Annotated in this window: 16 protein-coding genes; 4 read left to right on the forward strand and 12 right to left on the reverse strand. The window is 56.1% G+C overall.

The window, feature by feature from the left end:
- Nucleotides 1–7 precede the first annotated feature (7 nt).
- Entirely contained in the window at nt 8–1,366 is a 1,359-nt protein-coding gene (cysG, locus tag AC2TE5_RS18135; RefSeq protein ID WP_484612132.1) for a siroheme synthase CysG, read from the reverse strand.
- Between the two features lie 237 nt (nt 1,367–1,603).
- Here cysG and AC2TE5_RS18140 point away from each other — a divergent pair, with 237 nt between their 5' ends.
- On the forward strand, nt 1,604–2,647 hold the full coding sequence (locus AC2TE5_RS18140) for an aminopeptidase (RefSeq protein ID WP_159514808.1): 1,044 nt from the start codon (nt 1,604–1,606) through the stop codon (nt 2,645–2,647).
- A 71-nt stretch (nt 2,648–2,718) separates the two neighbouring features.
- On the opposite strand, the gene cysH is transcribed toward AC2TE5_RS18140, so the two are convergent.
- Genes cysH through cysJ form a run of 3 tightly spaced genes read right to left on the reverse strand, consistent with a single transcriptional unit; the run spans nt 2,719 to nt 6,986 of the window.
- Complete coding sequence (gene cysH, locus AC2TE5_RS18145) at nt 2,719–3,453, reverse strand: phosphoadenosine phosphosulfate reductase (RefSeq protein ID WP_484612133.1); 735 nt, start codon at nt 3,451–3,453, stop codon at nt 2,719–2,721.
- A gap of 15 nt (nt 3,454–3,468) precedes the next feature.
- Nucleotides 3,469–5,181, reverse strand: coding sequence for an assimilatory sulfite reductase (NADPH) hemoprotein subunit (cysI, locus tag AC2TE5_RS18150; RefSeq protein WP_484612134.1), 1,713 nt, complete (start codon nt 5,179–5,181; stop codon nt 3,469–3,471).
- Complete coding sequence (gene cysJ / locus AC2TE5_RS18155; RefSeq protein WP_484612135.1) at nt 5,181–6,986, reverse strand: NADPH-dependent assimilatory sulfite reductase flavoprotein subunit; 1,806 nt, start codon at nt 6,984–6,986, stop codon at nt 5,181–5,183. The genes cysI and cysJ overlap by 1 nt, the downstream gene beginning before the upstream one ends.
- 306 nt (nt 6,987–7,292) lie before the next feature.
- Here cysJ and queD point away from each other — a divergent pair, with 306 nt between their 5' ends.
- Nucleotides 7,293–7,655, forward strand: a complete 363-nt coding sequence (queD, locus tag AC2TE5_RS18160) for a 6-carboxytetrahydropterin synthase QueD (protein ID WP_023309002.1) — start codon at nt 7,293–7,295, stop codon at nt 7,653–7,655.
- Nucleotides 7,656–7,740: 85 nt separating this feature from the next.
- Here the strand turns inward: queD and queE are convergent, their stop codons facing one another.
- The 3 genes from queE to AC2TE5_RS18175 are packed head-to-tail and all read right to left on the reverse strand — an operon-like array spanning nt 7,741 to nt 10,733.
- Nucleotides 7,741–8,412: a 7-carboxy-7-deazaguanine synthase QueE gene (gene queE / locus AC2TE5_RS18165; RefSeq protein ID WP_023333236.1), complete on the reverse strand. Its 672-nt coding sequence runs from the start codon at nt 8,410–8,412 to the stop codon at nt 7,741–7,743.
- Between the two features lie 54 nt (nt 8,413–8,466).
- Complete coding sequence (locus AC2TE5_RS18170) at nt 8,467–9,174, reverse strand: N-acetylmannosamine-6-phosphate 2-epimerase (protein WP_484612136.1); 708 nt, start codon at nt 9,172–9,174, stop codon at nt 8,467–8,469.
- On the reverse strand, nt 9,174–10,733 hold the full coding sequence (locus tag AC2TE5_RS18175) for a PTS transporter subunit EIIC (protein ID WP_193940374.1): 1,560 nt from the start codon (nt 10,731–10,733) through the stop codon (nt 9,174–9,176). Before AC2TE5_RS18175 ends, AC2TE5_RS18170 begins: the two co-directional genes overlap by 1 nt.
- Nucleotides 10,734–10,898: 165 nt before the next feature.
- Here AC2TE5_RS18175 and AC2TE5_RS18180 point away from each other — a divergent pair, with 165 nt between their 5' ends.
- Together AC2TE5_RS18180 and AC2TE5_RS18185 are read left to right on the forward strand one after the other, a co-directional pair.
- Complete coding sequence (locus AC2TE5_RS18180) at nt 10,899–11,723, forward strand: MurR/RpiR family transcriptional regulator (protein ID WP_024909265.1); 825 nt, start codon at nt 10,899–10,901, stop codon at nt 11,721–11,723.
- Between the two features lie 359 nt (nt 11,724–12,082).
- Entirely contained in the window at nt 12,083–13,192 is a 1,110-nt protein-coding gene (locus AC2TE5_RS18185) for an SDR family oxidoreductase (protein ID WP_484612137.1), read from the forward strand.
- A 53-nt stretch (nt 13,193–13,245) separates the two neighbouring features.
- Here the strand turns inward: AC2TE5_RS18185 and eno are convergent, their stop codons facing one another.
- The 5 genes from eno to rlmD all read right to left on the reverse strand — a co-directional run bounded on the left by eno (nt 13,246) and on the right by rlmD (nt 20,930).
- Nucleotides 13,246–14,544, reverse strand: a complete 1,299-nt coding sequence (gene eno, locus AC2TE5_RS18190; RefSeq protein WP_010434599.1) for a phosphopyruvate hydratase — start codon at nt 14,542–14,544, stop codon at nt 13,246–13,248.
- Between the two features lie 82 nt (nt 14,545–14,626).
- Nucleotides 14,627–16,264, reverse strand: a complete 1,638-nt coding sequence (gene pyrG, locus AC2TE5_RS18195; protein WP_484612138.1) for a glutamine hydrolyzing CTP synthase — start codon at nt 16,262–16,264, stop codon at nt 14,627–14,629.
- A 223-nt stretch (nt 16,265–16,487) separates the two neighbouring features.
- Nucleotides 16,488–17,279, reverse strand: coding sequence for a nucleoside triphosphate pyrophosphohydrolase (gene mazG / locus AC2TE5_RS18200; protein ID WP_484612139.1), 792 nt, complete (start codon nt 17,277–17,279; stop codon nt 16,488–16,490).
- A gap of 69 nt (nt 17,280–17,348) precedes the next feature.
- A complete protein-coding gene (relA, locus tag AC2TE5_RS18205) occupies nt 17,349–19,580 on the reverse strand; it encodes a GTP diphosphokinase (protein WP_048976026.1) in 2,232 nt (743 codons plus the stop codon).
- Between the two features lie 51 nt (nt 19,581–19,631).
- Entirely contained in the window at nt 19,632–20,930 is a 1,299-nt protein-coding gene (gene rlmD / locus AC2TE5_RS18210) for a 23S rRNA (uracil(1939)-C(5))-methyltransferase RlmD (RefSeq protein WP_484612140.1), read from the reverse strand.
- Nucleotides 20,931–20,978 lie beyond the last annotated feature (48 nt).

The following is a 20,978-nucleotide window of genomic DNA, read 5'->3' on the forward strand; positions in this document are numbered from 1 at the left end:
CCGTTCCTTAAGCCAAATTTACAACAGAAGAACCAAAGCCTTCTGTATCGGTTGTGTGTTGGAACCAGGCGAGCGTGCTGTGCAGCTGCACCACTTCTCCCACCACGATCAGGGCGGGCATCGGGGCGTCTTTCGCCAGGATTGCAAGATGTTCCAGCGTGCCCGTCGCAACGTGCTGATCGACGCGCGTGCCGCGAGAAATGACGGCAACGGGCGTCGTCGCCTCGCGACCGTGCTGAATAAGCTGTTCGCTGATGTCCGCCGCCTTCATCGTGCCCATGTAAATCGCCAGCGTCTGGCGGCTCTGGGCGAGATGCGACCAGTCGAACGGCGTGCTGTCGGCCTTGTAGTGGCCGGTCACAAAGGTCACGCTCTGGGCATAATCGCGGTGGGTCAGCGGGATACCGGCGTAGGCCGTTACCGCAGAGGCCGCCGTAATGCCGGGCACCACCTGGAACGGTACGCCCGCTTCGGCTGCCGCCTGCAGCTCTTCGCCGCCGCGACCGAAGATAAACGGGTCTCCCCCTTTCAGGCGCACCACGGTTTTACCCGCTTTGGCGGCGTCAACCAGCATCTGGTTGGTGTCGTGCTGCGGCACCGAGTGCTCGCCAGCCCGTTTGCCGACGCAGATTTGCTCCGCGTCGCGACGGATCAGCTCGCGCACGCCGTCGGTGACCAGATGGTCGTAAAACACCACGTCCGCGTCCTGCAGCACCTGCAGGCCGCGCAGCGTCAGAAGCCCGGCATCGCCCGGCCCTGCCCCCACCAGAATGATCTCCCCGCCCGTGCTGCCGGGGTTATCCAGCTCGTCCTCGAGGATTTTCTGCGCCGCCGTCTCATTACCGGCATGCATCAGGCTGGCAAAGCGGCCGCGAAACACGCGTTCCCAGAAGCGACGGCGTTCCGTCACGCTGGTCAGGCGCGTTTTCAGGTGGTTACGCCAGAAGCTGGCTTTTTCCGCCATGCGCCCGAGGCTGGTCGGCAGCAGCGCTTCGATTTTTTCACGCAGCACGCGCGCCAGCACCGGTGCGGTACCGCCGGAGGAGATCGCCACCAGCAGCGGCGAACGGTCAACGATCGACGGGAAGATAAACGAGCATAGTGGCTGGTCGTCCACCACGTTCACCAGCCGGTAACGGGCCTGAGCGGCCTCGGAAATCCGTCGGTTCAGGTCGCGATCTTCGGTCGCCGCAATCACCAGCACTACGGTGTCGATTTGTGATTCGTCAAAGTCCGCTTCTGCTACTACCCGCACCTGCGCCCCTGCGCGCTGCAGAAACGCGATTTTGCGATCGGCAATTTCACCCGTGCCTACAACCAGCACCGGCTTCTCTTTTATCGCGGCAAATAAGGGCAGATAGTCCACAAGCAACAACTCACTAACAACGAGGAATAAAGGGACTATAGGGGGCGGCTTAGACCGAATGAAATTACGAATTGGAATGAGTAGTTACTCAATGGAATAACGCCGTGAAAAAGCTAATACCAAAAAGTGCTTAACACGCGAAATTTCGGGCATTTAAGAGCAATTCAAATTGTGTATGGACGATCACAGTTTCATACTAAGCGGGTTATTATTTTGCTCAGTTTTTAAGGACTCACTATGTTTTCCGCAACGCGCCACCGTATTGCTGCCCTGGCGCTCGGCGTTTGCTTTATTCTTCCGGCCCAGGCAAAAAACCAACCTTATGGTGAAATCGCCACTCTGCAGGCGCGGCATATTGCCACCGTCTTTCCTGGCCGCATGACCGGTTCGCCTGCGGAAATGCTCTCCGCGGACTATCTTCGCCAGCAGTTTGCCGACATGGGCTACCAGAGCGATATCCGCGCGTTTCACAGCCGCTACGTTTATACCTCCAGAAATAAAACGAAAAACTGGCATAACGTGACCGGCAGTACGGTTATCGCGGCGCATGAAGGTAGCGCGGCTGAACAGATTATTATTATGGCGCACCTTGATACCTACGCCCCGTTGAGCGATGCCGATACGGATAACAACCTTGGCGGGCTGACGCTGCAGGGCATGGACGACAATGCGGCAGGCCTGGGCGTAATGCTCGAACTGGCCGAGCGGATGAAGGATATTCCAACCCAGTACGGTATCCGTTTCGTGGCCACCAGCGGTGAAGAAGAGGGCAAACTCGGCGCTGAGAATCTCCTTAAACGCATGAGCGCTGAGGAGAAGAAAAATACGCTGCTGGTGATCAACCTCGATAACCTGATCGTCGGCGATAAGCTTTATTTCAACAGCGGGCAGAGTACGCCGGGTACCGTGCGAAAACTGACGCGCGACCGGGCGCTGGCGATTGCCCGCAGCCATGGCGTTTATGCCACCAGCAACCCCGGCGGTAACCCGGGTTATCCGCGAGGAACAGGCTGCTGCAACGACGGGGAAGTGTTCGATAAGGCAGGCATTCCGGTGCTGTACGTGGAAGCGACAAACTGGGCACTGGGCAAGAAAGATGGCTATCAGCAGCGGGCTAAATCGAAGGCCTTCCCGGACGGGACAAGCTGGCACAACGTGATGCTGGATAATCAGCAGCACATTGATAGCGCGCTGCCGCAGCGGATTGAGCACCGTAGCCGTGACGTGGTGAAGGTGATGCTGCCGCTGGTGAAGGAGCTGGCGAAAGCGGGGAAAGCCTGAGGTTTTTAAGTATAGCGCGGCCTGATGCCCTCACCCCAACCCTCTCCCACCGGGAGAGGGAGGATAAAGGATTACCCTTCGTGCAGCCCGCACTCCCGCTTCAGACCAAAGAATCGCGTCTCTTCTTCCGCCATTCCCGGTTCCCATTTGCGCGTGGTGTGGGTGTCGCCCACCGACAGATAGCCCTCGTCCCACAGCGGATGGTACTTCAGCCCGTGTTTTTGCAGATACTGATACACCGTCCGATTATCCCAGTCGATAATCGGCAGCACTTTAAACACCCCGCGCTGGACCGCCAGCACCGGCAGGGTTGCACGGCTGCCGGACTGCTCGCGGCGCAGGCCCGCAAACCACGTCTGCGCATTGAGCTCTTTCAGCGCCCGGTTCATCGGCTCAACTTTGTTGATCTCATTGTATTTCTCAATGCCCTCAACGCCCTGTTCCCACAGCTTACCGTAGCGCGCCTCCTGCCAGGCCGCGCTTTCCGTCGCGCGGTAAACTTTGAGGTTCAGCTTGAGCTTGTCCGTCAGCTCGTCAATAAACTGGTAGGTTTCTGGGAACAGGTAGCCGGTATCGGTGAGGATCACCGGAATGTCTGGACGGATCTGATTCACCAGATGCAGGCTGACCGCCGCCTGAATACCAAAGCTCGACGACAGCACATAGTCTCCCGGCAGGTTTTCCAGCGCCCACGCCACGCGCCCTTCGGCGTCCAGCTTTTCAAGGTGGGCATTGGTTTCTGCCAGCGCCAGGATGCGTTCGACTTTTGGCAGGTCATTAAGGGCGTTTAGATCGAGTACGGACATAATTACCTCTCGTGGTTACTCCCAGAAATCCCTTGCGGGATCGAGCACCGGGCGAATGATGCCCGCACGCACCGTAAAGTCGCCGAAGCCTTCACCCGCTTCGCGCTCTTTCGCCCAGCGCCCGACAAGCTCGTCGATGGAATCAAGAATTTCCGGTTCCGTAATATTTTCACGGTACATACGCGGAATGCGCGTTCCCATACGATTGCCGCCAAGGTGCACGTTGTAACGACCCGGTGCTTTGCCGACCAGCCCAAGCTCGGCCAGCATCGCGCGACCGCAGCCGTTCGGGCAGCCGGTGACGCGCATAACAATATGCTCGTCCGGAATACCGTGTTTTTCCAGAATCGCCTCCACTTTGTCAGTGAATGACGGCAGGAAACGTTCCGCTTCGGCCATCGCCAGCGGGCAGGTCGGGAACGACACGCAGGCCATCGAGTTCTCACGCTGCGGTTTAACGGCATCCATTAACCCGTGATCGCGCGCCAGCTTCTCGATCTTCGCCTTCAGGCTCTCCGGCACGCCGGCAATAATGAGATTCTGGTTAGCGGTAATGCGGAACTCACCTTTATGGATCTTAGCAATTTCCAGCAGACCGGTTTTCAGCGGACGGCCCGGATAATCCAGAATACGGCCGTTTTCAATAAACAGCGTCAGGTGCCATTTATTATCGATACCTTTCACCCAGCCGATGCGATCGCCGCGACCGGTGAATTCGTAAGGGCGGATCGGCTCAAACTTGATGCCTGCACGACGCTCCACTTCCTCTTTGAACGTCTCAACGCCCACGCGCTCCAGGGTGTATTTGGTTTTCGCGTTTTTACGGTCGGTACGGTTGCCCCAGTCGCGCTGGGTGGTGACCACAGCTTCCGCCACGGCCAGCGTGTGCTCCAGCGGCAGGAAGCCGAACTCGCTCGCGGTGCGGGCGTAGGTTTTCTTGTTACCGTGCTCAATGGACAGGCCGCCGCCCACCAGCAGGTTAAAACCAATCAGCTTGCCGTTTTCGGCAATCGCCACGAAGTTCATGTCGTTGGCGTGCAGATCGATATCGTTCTGCGGCGGGATCACGACAGTAGTTTTAAACTTACGCGGCAGATAGGTCTGGCCGAGAATCGGTTCTTCGTCCGTGGTCGCGACTTTTTCCTGATCGAGCCAAATCTCTGCGTAGGCGCGCGTGCGCGGCAGCAGGTGCTCAGAGATCTTCTTCGCCCACTCGTACGCTTCGGCGTGCAGCTCGGACTCATACGGGTTCGAGGTGCAAAGCACGTTACGGTTCATGTCGTTGGCGGTCGCCAGCGCGTCCAGCCCGACCGAGTGCAGCATCTGGTGCACCGGCTTCACGTTCTTCTTCAGAATGCCGTGGAACTGGAAGGTCTGACGGTTGGTCAGGCGAATGCTGCCGTAAATCGTATTTTCACCCGCAAACTTGTCGATGGCCTGCCACTGTTTGGTGGTGATCACCCCGCCCGGCAGGCGGCAGCGCAGCAGCATCGCGTGACGCGGCTCCAGCTTCTGTTCAGCACGCTCGGCGCGGATGTCGCGGTCGTCCTGCTGATACATACCGTGGAAGCGGATCAGCAGGAAGTTGTCGCCTTTGAAACCGCCGGTGAGACCGTCATTCAGATCTTCAGCAATGGTGCCGCGCAGATAGTTGCTTTCCAGCTTCATGCGCTCGGCGTCTGTCAGTTTACCTTCGACCACCAGTGGCCCTGGATGTTTTTCGCTCATTAGTAGACATCTCGCTGATAACGGCGCTCAACGCGCAGCTCACTTAAAAATTCATCCGCCGTTTCGGCATCCATACCGCCGAATTCGGCAATCACTTCCAGCAGTGCCTGCTCAACGTCCTTCGCCATGCGATTGGCGTCGCCGCAGACATAAATGTGGGCACCGTCATTGATCCAGCGCCACAGCTCTGCGCCCTGTGCGCGCAGTTTGTCTTGTACGTATACTTTTTCTTTCTGGTCGCGGGACCAGGCCAGTTCGATGCGGGTCAGTACGCCTTCTTTAACATAGCGCTGCCACTCGACCTGGTAGAGGAAATCTTCGGTAAAGTGCGGGTTGCCGAAGAACAGCCAGTTTTTACCCGGCGCGCCGTCTGCCGCGCGCTGCTGCATAAAGGCACGGAACGGCGCGATGCCGGTGCCAGGGCCAATCATGATAACCGGGGTTTCCGGGTTCGCCGGCAGGCGGAAGTTGTCGTTGTGCTCGATAAAGACGCGCACTTCGCCCTCTTCTTCCACGCGATCCGCCAGGAAGCTTGATGCCCCACCCGCTCGGGCGCGGCCTTCGATGTCGTAGCGCACCACGCCTACGGTGACATGCACTTCACTCTCCACTTCGGCCTGCGAAGAGGCGATGGAGTACAGGCGCGGGGTCAGCGGACGCAGCAGGCCGATCAGCGCATCGGCATCCAGCTGAGCCGGAGAGAAACGCACCATATCGACAATTGGCGTCGTCGCGGCGTAATGCTGCAGTTTCGCCTTATCGCCCACCAGCGGCAGCAAGGATTCGCTGCGCGTTAAGGTGGCATAATTTTCGACGATATTCGGGGTGTTCACCGTCAGCTCGAAATGCCACTGCAGCGCCTCTGAAAGCGGCTGGGTTTTGCCGTCAACGGTGACAGGCTCGTCACCCTTCAGCCACAGCAGCTCAACCAGCTCTTTCACCAGCGCCGGATCGTTTTGATACCAGACGCCCAGCGCATCGCCCGGCTGGTAGCGCAGGCCAGAGTCGCCGAGATCGATCTCGATATGGCGCACGTCTTTTTCCGAGTCGCGGCCGGTAATTTTCTGGTTCACCGACAGGCTCGCCGTCAGCGGCGCCTCTTTGGTGTACGGGCTGGTGTGAATGTCGTTGACGGCACCCGTCGCGGTGAACGCGGCCTGCGCCGACGTCTCTTTCGGCACGCGCGCTTTCAGCACCTCAACAATGCGGGCACGCCATTCGGCGGCGGCGGTCTGGTATTCGACATCCGCGTCAACGCGGTCCAGCAGTCGCTCCGCGCCCAGCTCCGCCAGCTTGCTGTCGAAGTCTTTACCGGACTGGCAGAAGAATTCATAGGAGGTATCGCCCAGGCCAAAGACGGCAAACGCCGTGCCGTCCAGCTTCGGCGCTTTTTTCGAGAACAGGAACTTGTGCAGCGCCACCGCTTCTTCAGCGGGTTCACCTTCGCCCTGGGTAGAGGCGACCACCACCAGCAGTTTTTCTGACGCGATTTGCTTAAATTTATAATCCCCGGCGTTGACCAGGTTCACGTTCAGTTTGGCGGCCAGCAGGTCGTCACGCAGCGCTTCGGCCACGCGGCGCGCATTGCCCGTCTGCGAGGCGGAAATCAGGGTAATGGCCGGAATTTCAACGGCCGTTACCGGTGCACCCGCCACAGCGCCAGGCTGCTGATTGAGCATTCCCCAGAAATAACCGGAGACCCAGGCAAGCTGAGTGGGAGAAAAATCAGAGGTGGCAGCCTGAAGGCGCGCCAGTTGCTCCGGGTTCAGGGGAAGCAAATTTGAAGGTGGGGCCTGTGTTGTCATGCGTCGTTATGTTCCAGTAGCCAAGCGGACTTTAAGCGAATAAATCCAAACTGAAGATAAGGTTAACGGCGAGGATAATAACAATTAAAGAAGGGATGGAAATAATAAATAACCAAATGGACTAACCTGTTTTAGTTGTCATACTTAGCGATAAAACCGATTAATTAACCCTCTGAAAATTATCGATAAAAACATCAAAAAACGCCTGTTAACGAGACGTCAGGCTTCAGAGCCGTTTTAGTTAATGCTAAAAATTGTGCTTTCCGGTACTATGCGGCGGTTTTTTCCGCATTACTGAGAGCGATCATGTCCACCACACTGTTTAAAGATTTCACCTTCGAAGCCGCCCACCATCTTCCGCATGTCCCAGAAGGGCATAAATGCGGCCGTCTGCACGGGCATTCGTTCATGGTGCGTCTTGAGATCACCGGTGAAGTTGATCCGCATACCGGTTGGATCATGGATTTTGCCGAGCTGAAGGCGGCGTTTAAGCCGACCTACGATCGTCTGGATCATTACTACCTGAATGATATCCCGGGCCTTGAAAACCCGACCAGCGAAGTGCTGGCCAAATGGATTTGGGATCAGATGAAGCCGCTGGTGCCGCTGCTGAGCGCGGTGATGATCAAAGAGACCTGCACCGCTGGCTGTATCTATCGCGGGGAGTGATGCTTGCCGGGTGGCGCTGACGCTTACCCGGCCTACAAGAGCCTCGAACCGTAGGCCCGGTAAGCGCTAGCGCCACCGGGCTTTTTTATGCAATATTCAGGTACTTGTGCGTCTGCATCGACAGGCGCCAGTTACGCGCAATACAGGTTTCAATGCACAGGCGCGTGGCGTCGTCTTTCTGGCTGATCGGCTGTAGCGCAATGACGCGCTGCTTTTCATCCGTCAGCGTTGCCAGCAGTTCATCCAGCGCTTCGATATCACGCACGCGCCCTACCGGGTGCTTAATCTCATCCGCGCGTTCCAGCGCCTGAGACAGCACGTCATACCCGCCGCGCATATTCACTTTTGGCGATACCGTCACCCAGGTCGTGTGTGAACAGCGCACTTCATGGGTGCCGCTGGTTTCAATCTGGCAGCTGTAGCCGTTCTTCTCGAGCAGCTCGGTCAGCGGCGTCAGATCGTGGATGCAGGGTTCACCGCCGGTGATCACCACGTGGCGCGCCGTCCAGCCCTGACGACCAATAATGGCCAGCAGATCTTCTGAACTGCCCGCGCCCCACTTATCGCTCTCTTTGGTTTTCGCCAGTATGCTAAACAGCGACACTTCCCGATCTGCGAGCTTATCCCACGTATGTTTGGTATCACACCAGGCACAGCCAACCGGGCATCCCTGTAAACGAATGAAAATAGCGGGAACGCCGGTAAAGTAACCCTCGCCTTGCAGGGTCTGGAACATCTCGTTAATCGGGTACTGCATAGTCATCTCAGTAAAGGGGATAAACGATAAGTATCGCAGATCCCCGCCGGATGGTCATGCTCCATCGGTGCTTTGCGCGCCAATCGCCGCCATAAAACGCTCGGTAATTTGCTGTGGACGGGTGATCGCGCCGCCGACGACGACCGTATGCGCGCCCAGCGCCAGGCATCTGGCCGCGCGTTCAGGCGTATCCACGTTGCCTTCGGCAATCACGGGAACCGTCACGGCAGCCAGCACGGCCTTCAGGAACGCGCAGTCGTTCTCCGGAAGCGAATGGCCCGCCGTTTTCGCCGTATAGCCGTAAAGCGTGGTGCCGACGCAGTCAAAGCCAAGCGCCTGCGCCGTCACTGCCTCTTCGACCGTTGAAATATCCGCCATCAGCAATACTGAGGAGTAACGTGAGCGTATGCGCGCGACCAGCGTTTCCAGGGATTCCCCACCGGGACGCTCCCGCGCCGTCGCATCAAGCGCAATGATTTCCGGAGAGACGGCCATGAGCTCATCCACCTCTTTCATCGTGGCGGTGATAAACACCTCGCTTTCCGGGTAATCCCGTTTGATGATGCCGATGACAGGCAAAGAGACCTGCTGCTTAATGGCCTCGATATCCACCACGCTGTTGGCACGAATGGCTGCGGCCCCGCCCTGCGCCGCCGCCAGCGCCATCCGCGACATAATAAACGGGCTATGCAGCGGTTCATTCTCCAGCGCCTGACAGGAGACGACCAGTTTTCCCTTCAGGTTATCCAGTACAGTTTTCATTACGATAAGATCTCTTCCACTTCGTTTTTGATAATCGTGACGTGCGGGCCATAAATGACCTGAACCCCGTTACCGCGCACGATAACGCCGCGCGCGCCGGTGGCTTTCAGCGCCGCATCATTCACTTTGCTGCCGTCCTTCACCGTGACGCGAAGCCGCGTGGCGCAGCAGTCCACCTCTTCCAGATTCTCTTTTCCGCCTAATCCAGCGATCACCGCAACGGCGCGCTCGCTCTGCGAGAAGGTCACCTCATTGGCCATCGCCTCCTTTTCCCGACCCGGCGTGGCAAAATCGAAGCGGTTAATCAGGTAGCGGAAGGTGAAGTAGTAAAGGAAGAACCACGGCACGCCGACCAGCGGAACGAACATCCAGTTGGTTTTGGCCTCCCCCTGCAAAATGCCGAACAGCACGAAGTCGATAAAACCGCCGGAGAAGGTTTGCCCGATGGTGATATGCAGCATGTGCGCGAGCATGAACGCCAGCCCGTCAAACAGCGCATGAATGACGTAAAGCACCGGCGCAATAAACAGGAATGAGAACTCGATAGGCTCGGTAATCCCGGTCAGGAACGAGGTTAACGCCGCAGAGAGCAGCAGCCCGGCAACGCGCTTTTTGTTCTCCGGTTTTGCCGTGTGGTACATCGCCAGACACGCGCCGAGCAGGCCAAACATCATCGTAATAAAGCGCCCGGACATGAAGCGCGACGTGCCCTCATAGAAATGCTGCGTGTTCGGGTCGGCCAGCTGGGCGAAGAAGATCCGCTGTGTGCCCTCAACCAGGTGACCGTTGACAATCTCGCTGCCGCCGAGCGCGGTGGTCCAGAACGGCAGATAGAAGATGTGGTGCAAACCAAACGGGCCCAGCATGCGTAAAATGAAGCCGTACAGCAGGGTGCCCAGATAACCGGTGGCATCCACCAGCCCGCCGAGACCAAAAATCAGTTTCTGGAAATGCGGCCAGATCACGGTCATGAGCGCGCCGACAAGTATCGCCGCCAGCGAGCTGATTATGGGAACAAAGCGCGAGCCGCCAAAGAACCCGAGAAACTGCGGAAGCGCAATTTTATTAAACCGATGATGGAGCGTGCAGGTCACCAGACCAATCACCACGCCGCCAAACACGCCGGTTTCCAGCGTCTGAATACCCAGCGTCATGCCCTGCCCCACAGCGCCCGGGTTGTCGTGCGCCAGTTTGCCGGTGAGGATCAGCAGCGCGTTGATGGTGGCATTCATCACCAGAAACGCGAGCAGCGCCGCCAGCCCAGCCGTGCCCTTATCGCTTTTTGCCAACCCGACGGCAACACCAACCGCAAACAGCACCGAGAGGTTCGCAAACACAATTGAACCGGCGCTGCTCATGATGGTGAAAATGGCCTGCAGCCAGCCCACGTCTAAAAACGGATAAGCCGCCAGCGTATTGGGATTGGATAACGCGCCGCCTATCCCCAGCAGCAGACCCGCCGCGGGCAACACGGCGATGGGCAACATAAAGGATTTACCAAAGCGCTGCGCTTTTTCAAACCATCCCCCCGAAGAAGCACCACTGAACATTTGCATCATTTTTTCATCTCCCCTTTGTTTGATGAAAATTTTTACCACATAAATATTATTACGTGAAAATTACCATCAAAAACCAGGAAGCCGATCATACTTTTTCAAAATGACTGGCATCTTTCCCCTCCTTTCCGCCACACTAGTCGCAGCGAAACACATTAAGGACGTGGCATGTCGGACCATGAAAATCTGCTGCTGAAGCTCCGCCAGGAGGCTTCCGGGTACAGCCCAACGCAACAAAAACTCGGCGAGTTTGTCCTCAGCGATCCTGCCCGGGTGCTCTACCTGACGATCACTGAACTGGCGCGCGAGAGCCACACCAGCGAGGCCAGCGTCACGCGTCTTTGCCGGACGCTGGGCTGCAAGGGCTATAACGAATTTAAAATGGCGCTTGCGCTGGATATTCAGCAGGGCCAGCCCGCGCGTCAGGCGGGGGATGAGATTGATAACGTCGTGGATGAGTCGGTGCAGGCTTTGCAGGATACCGCCAGACTCCTCGACCGCACGCTGCTTGAAAAGGCGGCGCTGGCGCTGCACCAGGCGCAATCCGTGCAGATTTATGGCGTTGCGGCCAGCGCGATCCTCGGGGAGTATCTGCATTACAAGCTGCTGCGGCTGGGCAAACCCGCACAGCTGTTTAGCGATATGCACCGCGCGGCCATGAATGCGACAACGCTTTCGAAAGAGACGCTGGTTGTGGCCATCTCCAGTTCGGGTTCAACGCGGGATTTACTCCACGTGGTGAAGCTTGCCCGCAAGCGCGGCGTTAAGGTTCTGGCCCTCAGCAATACGCCCCGCAGCCCGCTGGCGTCTCTGAGCGACATGCTGCTGGTTGCCGCGAAACCAGAGGGTCCCCTTAGCGCAGGCGCACTTAATGCAAAGGTTGGGGTGATGCTGCTGGTCGAGCTGCTGACCACGTCCATGATTGCGCTGGATGGTCATTACGGCGACGTTAGCCAACAAACCGCCAGCGCCACGCTTCCGCTGTTACTCTAAAAAATCCTTCGCAGGCTAAATAAAACAGCCTGCGAGCTACGTCGTCTGATTTTAGTTAAGTGGTGTTTAAATCATTTATTTGGTAAATGTTTGGTGTAACAAATTATTATATTTATTACATTTTGAATTAAGTTTACTATTCGGGCTACCCACCATAAAAAACATTAAATTCAATAGGTTAAAATTTAAATTTTAATAGAGTGAATTTTTACCCTTCCGCTAATGTCCAATATATCCACCCGATTTCCTTTCCTTAAAATAAGCTTAAGATGCTGTCGGTTTCGGCGATTTATTATTTAAATGCCGTTTACTTTTGCGCGCCTACAATCCGCCTCATCAATCATAATGAGACGGTATTAATGAAGATGTTATTGATTACAGGCGTAACCGGATTTCTGGGCGGTGCAGTTCTTGAAAAAATCCTGACCAACGATCAATCCGTAGAACTCCTTTTGCTTGCGCGCGCCGGCGATCCGCAGAGCGGGCTGGAGCGCGTGCTGGAGAATATGCGCAAGTTCAACGTTCCTGAGGACAAACTGGCCTCTCTGAAGGTGGATAATATCCTGATTGGCGACCTCAGCCAGCCTGAAGTCTTTCTCAACGATCCCCGTCTGGATCGGGTGACGCATGTCGTTAACTGTGCGGCTGTCGCCTCATTTGGTAATAACCCGCTGATCTGGAAGGTCAACGTTGAAGGTACGCTCGCGCTGGCGCGCCGTATGGAGCAGGTCACAGGACTGCAGCGTTTCCTCCACGTTGGCACCGCGATGTCATGCACGCCGGAGCAGGATTCACTGGTCGCCGAAAGCGCTGAATTCAGAGAGAATGCTGAACACCTGGTGGAATACACGTTTTCGAAGTCAACCATCGAACAGCTGATGCGCCAGGAGTGTCCGAACCTGCCGCTGCTCATCGCCCGTCCGTCCATCGTCGTCGGCCATACCCGTCATGGCTGCACGCCGTCGAGCAGCATTTTCTGGGTCTTTAGCATGGGCCTGATGCTGCAGAAGTTTATGTGCTCAATGGAAGACCGGATCGACGTTGTTCCGGTGGATTATTGCGCCGACGCGATGTTAATGCTGCTCAACAGCAACGCTCGTCCGGGAGAAGTGGTACACATTTCTGCTGGAGAAGAGAACAGCGTTCGCTTTGCGGATATCGATCAGGCCATGGCGCAGGCGCTGGAGAAAGCCCCCGTCGGGGATAAATATGCTCAGGTCAGCTACGAAACGCTGGTCAGAATGCGCCGCGAGTTGAAACATATTTTTGGGCCGTGCAACGAACGTCTGATGCTGAAAGCCATGCGTTTATACGGTGCGTTTGCCACGCTTAACGTGCGCTTCAGCAACGATAAGCTTCTGAGCATGGGGATGCCGAAGCCACCCCGGTTTACGGATTACATCGCCCGCTGCGTGCAAACCACCCAGGGGCTGACCATTCCGGAGCAAATGGCGGTCGATTTTAAATAGCCAAAAAAAATGCCAGTCATTCGACTGGCATTTTCATTTTAAGGCTTAAGCAATTATGCCTGGCCTTTGATCTCTTTCAGACCGTTGTATGGTGCTTTTTCGCCCAGCGCTTCTTCGATACGAATCAGCTGGTTGTATTTAGCAACACGGTCAGAACGGCTCATAGAACCGGTTTTGATCTGGCCTGCAGCGGTACCCACAGCCAGGTCGGCAATGGTAGCGTCTTCAGTTTCGCCAGAACGGTGAGAGATAACAGCGGTGTAGCCAGCGTCTTTCGCCATTTTGATCGCAGCCAGAGTTTCGGTCAGAGAACCGATCTGGTTGAATTTGATCAGGATGGAGTTAACGATGCCTTTCTCGATGCCTTCTTTCAGGATCTTGGTGTTGGTTACGAACAGGTCGTCACCAACCAGCTGGATTTTGTCGCCCAGTACTTTAGTCTGGTATGCGAAACCAGCCCAGTCAGACTCGTCCAGACCGTCTTCGATAGACACGATTGGGTACTGTTTGGTCAGGTCTTCCAGGAAGTGAGTGAACTCTTCGGAGGTAAACGCTTTGTTGCCTTCGCCAGCCAGAACGTATTTACCGTCTTTGTAGAATTCAGATGCTGCACAGTCCATCGCCAGGGTGATGTCTTTGCCCAGCTCGTAGCCAGCAGCTTTTACTGCTTCTGCAATAACAGCCAGTGCTTCTGCGTTAGAACCCAGGTTTGGCGCATAGCCACCTTCGTCACCAACAGCAGTGTTCATACCTTTAGCTTTCAGAACTTTAGCCAGGTTGTGGAACACTTCAGAACCCATACGTACCGCTTCTTTCAGGGATTTCGCGCCAACTGGCTGAATCATGAATTCCTGAATATCAACGTTGTTGTCTGCGTGCTCACCACCGTTGATGATGTTCATCATTGGTACAGGCATGGAGTATTTGCCTGGGGTGCCGTTCAGTTCAGCGATGTGCTCGAACAGTGGCTGACCTTTCGCTGCTGCAGCTGCTTTGGCGTTCGCCAGGGAAACAGCCAGGATTGCGTTCGCACCGAAGTTAGATTTGTTTTCAGTACCGTCCAGATCGATCATGATCTTGTCGATGCCAGCCTGGTCTTTGGCGTCTTTGCCAAGGATTGCCTGAGCAATCGGACCGTTTACAGCGCCAACCGCTTTCAGTACGCCTTTGCCCAGGAAGCGGGATTTGTCGCCATCGCGCAGTTCCAGCGCTTCGCGAGAACCAGTAGAAGCGCCTGATGGAGCAGCAGCCATACCAACGAAACCACCTTCCAGGTGAACTTCGGCTTCAACGGTCGGGTTACCACGGGAGTCGATGATTTCACGACCGATGACTTTAACGATTTTGGACATTAGATTTTCCTCAGTACAAGTTAAACTAAAACTCCAGACAAACAACGCGTACCAAAGGTACGCGTTGCCGTTCTAACTTTTTTTACTTCGCCTGACGCTTCTGGTAGTCGCTGGCGGCCTTCACGAAGCCTGCAAACAGCGGATGCCCGTCACGCGGCGTTGAAGTAAATTCCGGGTGGAACTGGCAGGCGACAAACCACGGATGGTTTGGCACTTCAATGATCTCGACTAACTGATCATCCCCGGAGCGGCCCGCAACACGCAGGCCCGCGGCTTCAATAGGTTTCAACAACATGTTGTTGACTTCATAGCGGTGACGATGGCGCTCGGTGATGGTTGGTTCGCCATACAGCTTGCGAACCACGCTATCGTCAGACAGCTGGCAGGCCTGTGCGCCAAGACGCATGGTGCCACCCAGATCGCTCTTCTCGGTACGGACTTCGACGTTACCTTCTTCGTCACGCCATTCAGTGATAAGCGCCACCACAGGGTACTTACAGTCTGGCACAAATTCCGTAGAGTTCGCGTTTTCCATTCCCGCTACGTTGCGCGCAAATTCGATCAGCGCAACCTGCATACCCAGGCAGATGCCGAGGTATGGGATATTGTTTTCACGCGCATAGCGCGCGGTGGCGATCTTGCCTTCTACACCACGGTAGCCGAAGCCGCCAGGGATAAGGATAGCATCCAGATCTTTCAGGATTTCAACGCCACGCGTTTCTACATCCTGCGAATCAATCAGCTTGATGTTCACAGAGACACGGTTTTTCAGACCACCGTGTTTCAGCGCTTCGATCACTGACTTATAGGCATCCGGCAGTTCAATGTACTTGCCGACCATACCGATAGTCACTTCGCCTGCCGGGTTGGCTTCTTCGTAAATAACCTGTTCCCATTCAGACAGGTTAGCTTCCGGACAGTTCAAGCTGAATCGTTTACAAATATAATCGTCCAGGCCCTGCGATTTCAACAGGCCCGGGATTTTATAAATGGAATCGACATCTTTCATTGAAATAACGGCTTTTTCAGGCACGTTACAGAACAATGCAATTTTCGCACGTTCGTTCGCCGGAACCGCGCGATCGGAGCGGCAAACCAGGATATCTGGCTGAATACCAATAGAGAGCAGCTCTTTCACAGAGTGCTGAGTCGGCTTGGTTTTCACTTCACCTGCGGCGGCCATGTACGGCACCAGGGTCAGGTGCATGAACAGCGCGTTTTCACGGCCAATATCTACCGCCAGCTGACGAATCGCTTCCAGGAATGGCAGGGATTCGATATCACCCACGGTACCGCCGATCTCCACCAGCACCACGTCGTGGCCTTCGCCACCCGCAACAATGCGTTCTTTGATTGCGTTAGTGATGTGCGGGATAACCTGAACGGTTGCCCCCAGGTAGTCACCACGGCGCTCTTTACGCAGAACGTCGGAGTAGATGCGGCCAGTCGTGAAGTTGTTACGACGGGTCATTTTGGTGCGGATGAAACGCTCGTAGTGGCCAAGATCCAGATCGGTTTCAGCGCCGTCTTCAGTAACGAACACTTCCCCGTGTTGGATTGGGCTCATGGTACCCGGATCGACGTTGATGTACGGATCCAGTTTCATCATGGTTACATTGAGGCCACGGGCTTCAAGAATGGCTGCGAGGGAGGCTGCGGCAATGCCTTTACCCAGAGAGGATACGACCCCGCCGGTCACAAAAATATAGTTCGTTGTCATGCTGAACCTGAGAAGTTAGGGTGAAACGATGGAATAACCAGGACGGGAAAGTAGTATACCCGAACACGGCGAGCGCCACAAACTTTCATTCTCCGTCTCCATTCCAGGCCATGACAAACATAAGGAGTGAGAAAATAGCCCCTTTTGGGTAAATGTTTTTGACGCAAATCAAGCGCTTGTCATTTAAAAAATCACACAAATTGCGCTTGATCGCAAAATCTCGTTAGAGATCAGATTCCTGGCGCTTTACTTCCTGCCAGACTTCTTCCATTGCTTCGAGGTCAATTCCGGTCATTTCCAGGCCTCGCGAGGCGACAATCCGCTCAACTTCGCGAAAGCGTCGTTCGAATTTTATGTTGGCCTTTTGCAGCGCGGTTTCCGCTTTTACACCCAGGTGGCGAGACAGGTTGACGGTCGCAAACAGCAGATCGCCCATCTCTTCCTCAAGCTTGGCTTCATCCACCACCGCCTGCTGCGCTTCGTGCATGACTTCATCAATCTCTTCGTGCACTTTATCCAGCACCGGGCCGAGGGAGGTCCAGTCAAAACCTACTGCGGAGCAGCGTTTCTGGATTTTATGCGCGCGCATCAGCGCGGGGAGGCTCAGCGGAATATCATCCAGCGCCGAGTGCTGGGATTTTTCCGCCCGCTCGGCGCTTTTGATCTGCTCCCAGCGGGCCAGAACCTCGGCGCTGTTGCCTGCGGTGGCATCGCCAAAGATATGGGGATGACGGCGCTCCAGCTTGTCGCTTATAGCAGCGCAGATATCGTCAAAGTTAAAGCGCCCTTCTTCCTGCGCCATTTGCGCATAGAACACCACCTGGAACAGCAGATCGCCCAGTTCGCCGCGCAGGTCGGCAAAATCTTCACGGGAAATAGCGTCCAGCACCTCATAGGTCTCTTCAAGGGTGTACGGGGCGATGGTGGCGAAAGTCTGCTCTTTGTCCCACGGACAGCCGTTTTCCGGGTCGCGCAGGCGTTTCATGATGCCGAGCAGGCGGTCAATTTGGGTCATGGTTATGTCCTGATAAAAAAATGCCGGGTGGCGGCTTACGCCTTACCCGGCCTACAAAAAAGGGAAATCTTATCCGCCGTGCAGACGACGCGCGTCAATCACATCCGGCACCTGGTTCAGTTTGCCGAGCACGCGGCCCAGCACCTGCAGGTTGTAGATTTCGATGGTCATGTCGATGGTGGCAAGCTGCTCGCGGGTATCGCTGCGGCTGGCAACGCCCAGCACGTTGACCTTCTCGTTGGCGAGAATGGTCGTGATGTCGCGCAGCAGGCCGCTGCGGTCGTTGGCAGTGACGCGCACCACCAGCGAATAGCCGGCGGAATAGCTCTCACCCCAGACCGCTTCCACGATGCGCTCCGGCGCATGCGACTGCAGCTCGGCAAGCTGATCGCAGTCGGAACGGTGAATCGAAATCCCACGCCCCTGGGTGATAAAGCCGACGATATCGTCGCCTGGGATTGGCTGGCAGCAGCGGGCAATGTGGTGCATCAGATTGCCTACGCCCTCGACCACCACGCGACCGTTGTCTTTGCTGCGCTGCTGCGGCGCGTAGGTTTTCTGCTGCAGCTGCTTCAGCGCCGCCGCGTCCTGCTCTGCCGCGCTTGGCTTATTGAACTGCGCCTGCAGGAAGTTCACCATCTGATTCAGACGGATATCACCGCCGCCAATCGCCGCTAGCAGCTCGTCAAGCTCGTTGAAGTTGTAGCGCGGCAGCAGGAATTTCTCCGCCTCTTTCAGGCTTATCCCGATATGCTCCAGCTCGTCGTCGAGGATCTGGCGACCGGCAAGGATGTTCTTGTCACGATCCTGTTTACGGAACCAGGCGTGAATTTTCGAGCGCCCGCGGCTGGTGGTGACGTAGCCCAGGTTAGGGTTAAGCCAGTCACGGCTCGGGTTGGGCTGCTTCTGGGTAATGATTTCAATCTGGTCACCCATCTGCAGCTGGTAGGTGAACGGTACGATTCGTCCGCCGATTTTCGCCCCGATGCAGCGGTGTCCCACATCGCTGTGGATGTGGTAGGCAAAATCGAGCGGCGTAGAGCCCGCAGGCAGGTCGACAACGTCCCCTTTCGGGGTAAAGACATAGACGCGGTCATCAAAGACCTGGCTACGCACTTCGTCGAGCATCTCGCCGGAGTCGGCCATCTCTTCCTGCCACGCAATCAGCTTGCGCAGCCAGGCAATGCGGTCTTCATGTCCTGAACGCGCCCCGCCGGACGTGCCTTCTTTGTATTTCCAGTGCGCGGCGACGCCCAGCTCGGCGTCTTCGTGCATCTGTTTGGTGCGGATCTGAATCTCGACCGTTTTGCCGCCAGGGCCAAGCACAACGGTATGGATAGACTGATAGCCGTTCGGTTTGGGGTTGGCGACATAGTCATCGAACTCATCGGGCAGATGACGGAAGTGAGTGTGTACTATCCCCAGCGCGGCGTAGCAGTCCTGCAGACGCTCCGCCACGATACGCACGGCGCGCACGTCAAACAGCTCGTCAAAGGCGAGGTGTTTCTTCTGCATTTTGCGCCAGATGCTGTAGATATGCTTGGGCCGACCGTAGACTTCGGCGCGCACGTTCTCTTCTTTCATCGCCTGGCGCAGCCCGCCGACAAACTCCTCGATATAGTGCTCGCGGTCGATACGGCGCTCATGCAGGAGTTTGGCAATACGTTTATATTCCGCCGGGTGCAGATAGCGGAAGCAGTAATCTTCCAGCTCCCACTTCAGCTGACCAATCCCTAAGCGGTTCGCCAGCGGCGCATAGATGTTTGTACACTCTTTGGCGGCCAGCACGCGCTCGTCTTCCGGCGCATCCTTCACCTCACGCAGGTGGGCAATCCGCTCGGCAAGCTTGATGACCACGCAGCGGAAATCATCCACCATGGCCAGCAGCATCCGGCGAACGTTATCGACCTGTTCTGAAGAGACGGAATCGGTGTGCGCGGCTTTGAGCTGGCGGATGGCCGCCATATCCCGCACGCCGTGGATCAGCGCGACGACGGATGTCCCGACGCTGTCGCGCAGCACGTCTTCGCTGACCACGTCCGCATCCGCGAGGGGGAAGAGAAGCGCGGCCTGCAACGTTTCGATGTCCATGTTCAGCATGGACAGGATTTCAACCATCTCCACGCCGCGCCACAGGAGAAGATCGGCGTCGGGATGCCCCTGCGTGGTGCGCAGACAATAGGCCCAGGTTTCGGTTAAGCGTTCACACGACTGCTGGCTGGAAATTCCCAGACTTGCGATCCATTTTTGTGGGTCAAACTCCCCAGCTTTATTGAGATGTGCACTTCTTACCGCAACCATTGTCCTCTCCTTTAGGGACCTGGGCCTGTCGAAGTCGACAAGCCAAACAAATTAGATGTGCTCGAACAACACCATCGATTCCAGATGACCAGTGTGCGGGAACATGTCCAGCATTGCCAGACGCTGAATCTGGTAACCCGCGCTGATTAATGCCTCACTGTCCCTGGCAAGCGTTGCCGGGTTACAGGAAACATAGACCACACGCTTCGGCGCGAGTTTAATAATATGTGCCATCACACCCGGGGCACCGGCACGCGCCGGGTCGAGCAAAATTTTATCAAAGCCCTGTTTTGCCCACGGCTGTTGGGTGACATCTTCCTCAAGATTTTGATGAAAGAATGTCACATTTTGCAAGCCGTTCTGCTGTGCGTTCTCCTGCCCTTTAGCCACCAGCGCCTCAACGCCTTCTACGCCGACGACGCTGGCCGCGTTTCGCGCCAGCGGCAGCGTGAAGTTGCCCATTCCGCAGAACAGATCGAGCACTCGATCGCTTTTCTGAACGTCCAGCCACGTCAGCGCTTTCTCAACCATCTGCTGGTTTACGCCATCATTCACCTGAATGAAATCCCGCGGGCTGAACGTTAAGCGTAGCCCGTTTGACGCATACCAGGGCGCCTCACCGGTAACCTGCTCAAGTATCTCGCTTTGTGGTGCAAGGAAAAGCGCCAGGTCGTGGGAATGCGAAAAGCGTTCCAGTTTTTCGCGATCTTTTTTCGACAGCGGCGCGGTATGGCGCAGCACCATCAGCGGTCCATTGTTGGCCATGACCAGTTCGACATGCCCGAGGTGGCGAACGCCGTCCAGCCCGGAGAGACAGGTGCGCACATCCGGAAGCAACGCCTCAAGATGGGGCACCAAAATGGGGCATTGCTTCACATCGACGATGTCACTGGAGCCGGCCTTGCGAAACCCCATCTCCAGCCGCGCCGTTTTTGGCTGATAGCGGAGGCTCAGGCGGGCGCGCCGACGGTAGCCCCAGGGCTCATCGGCGAGAATTTCGTTAACGTCATGTTTAAGCTGACGCGCCAGCGCGCGGCTTTTGCTTTTTTGCTGTAATTCTGTGCTCGCATGCTGTTGCTGGCAGCCCCCGCAAACGCCAAAATGTGGGCAGCGGGGCTTCATGCGCTCCGGGCTATCGTTAAGACGACGCTTAACCTGTCCGCGCGCGAACTGGCGTTTATCTTCCGTCAGCGTAATTTCTGCTCGTTCTGTTGGCAGTAAACCTGTTATAAACAGAGCCTTACCATTGTGACGTGCCACTCCCTGACCAAACGGATCGAGGTCCGTGGCTTCAACAGTGATGATTTGACGCGTCGTCACGCGTCGCTTTGCAGAGTAGAATTGCGCCATCGCCGAGATTTTTCTCACATAAACATAATTATCTTAATTGTCCCATAA

Source organism: Enterobacter sp. N5-15, assembly GCF_057221635.1.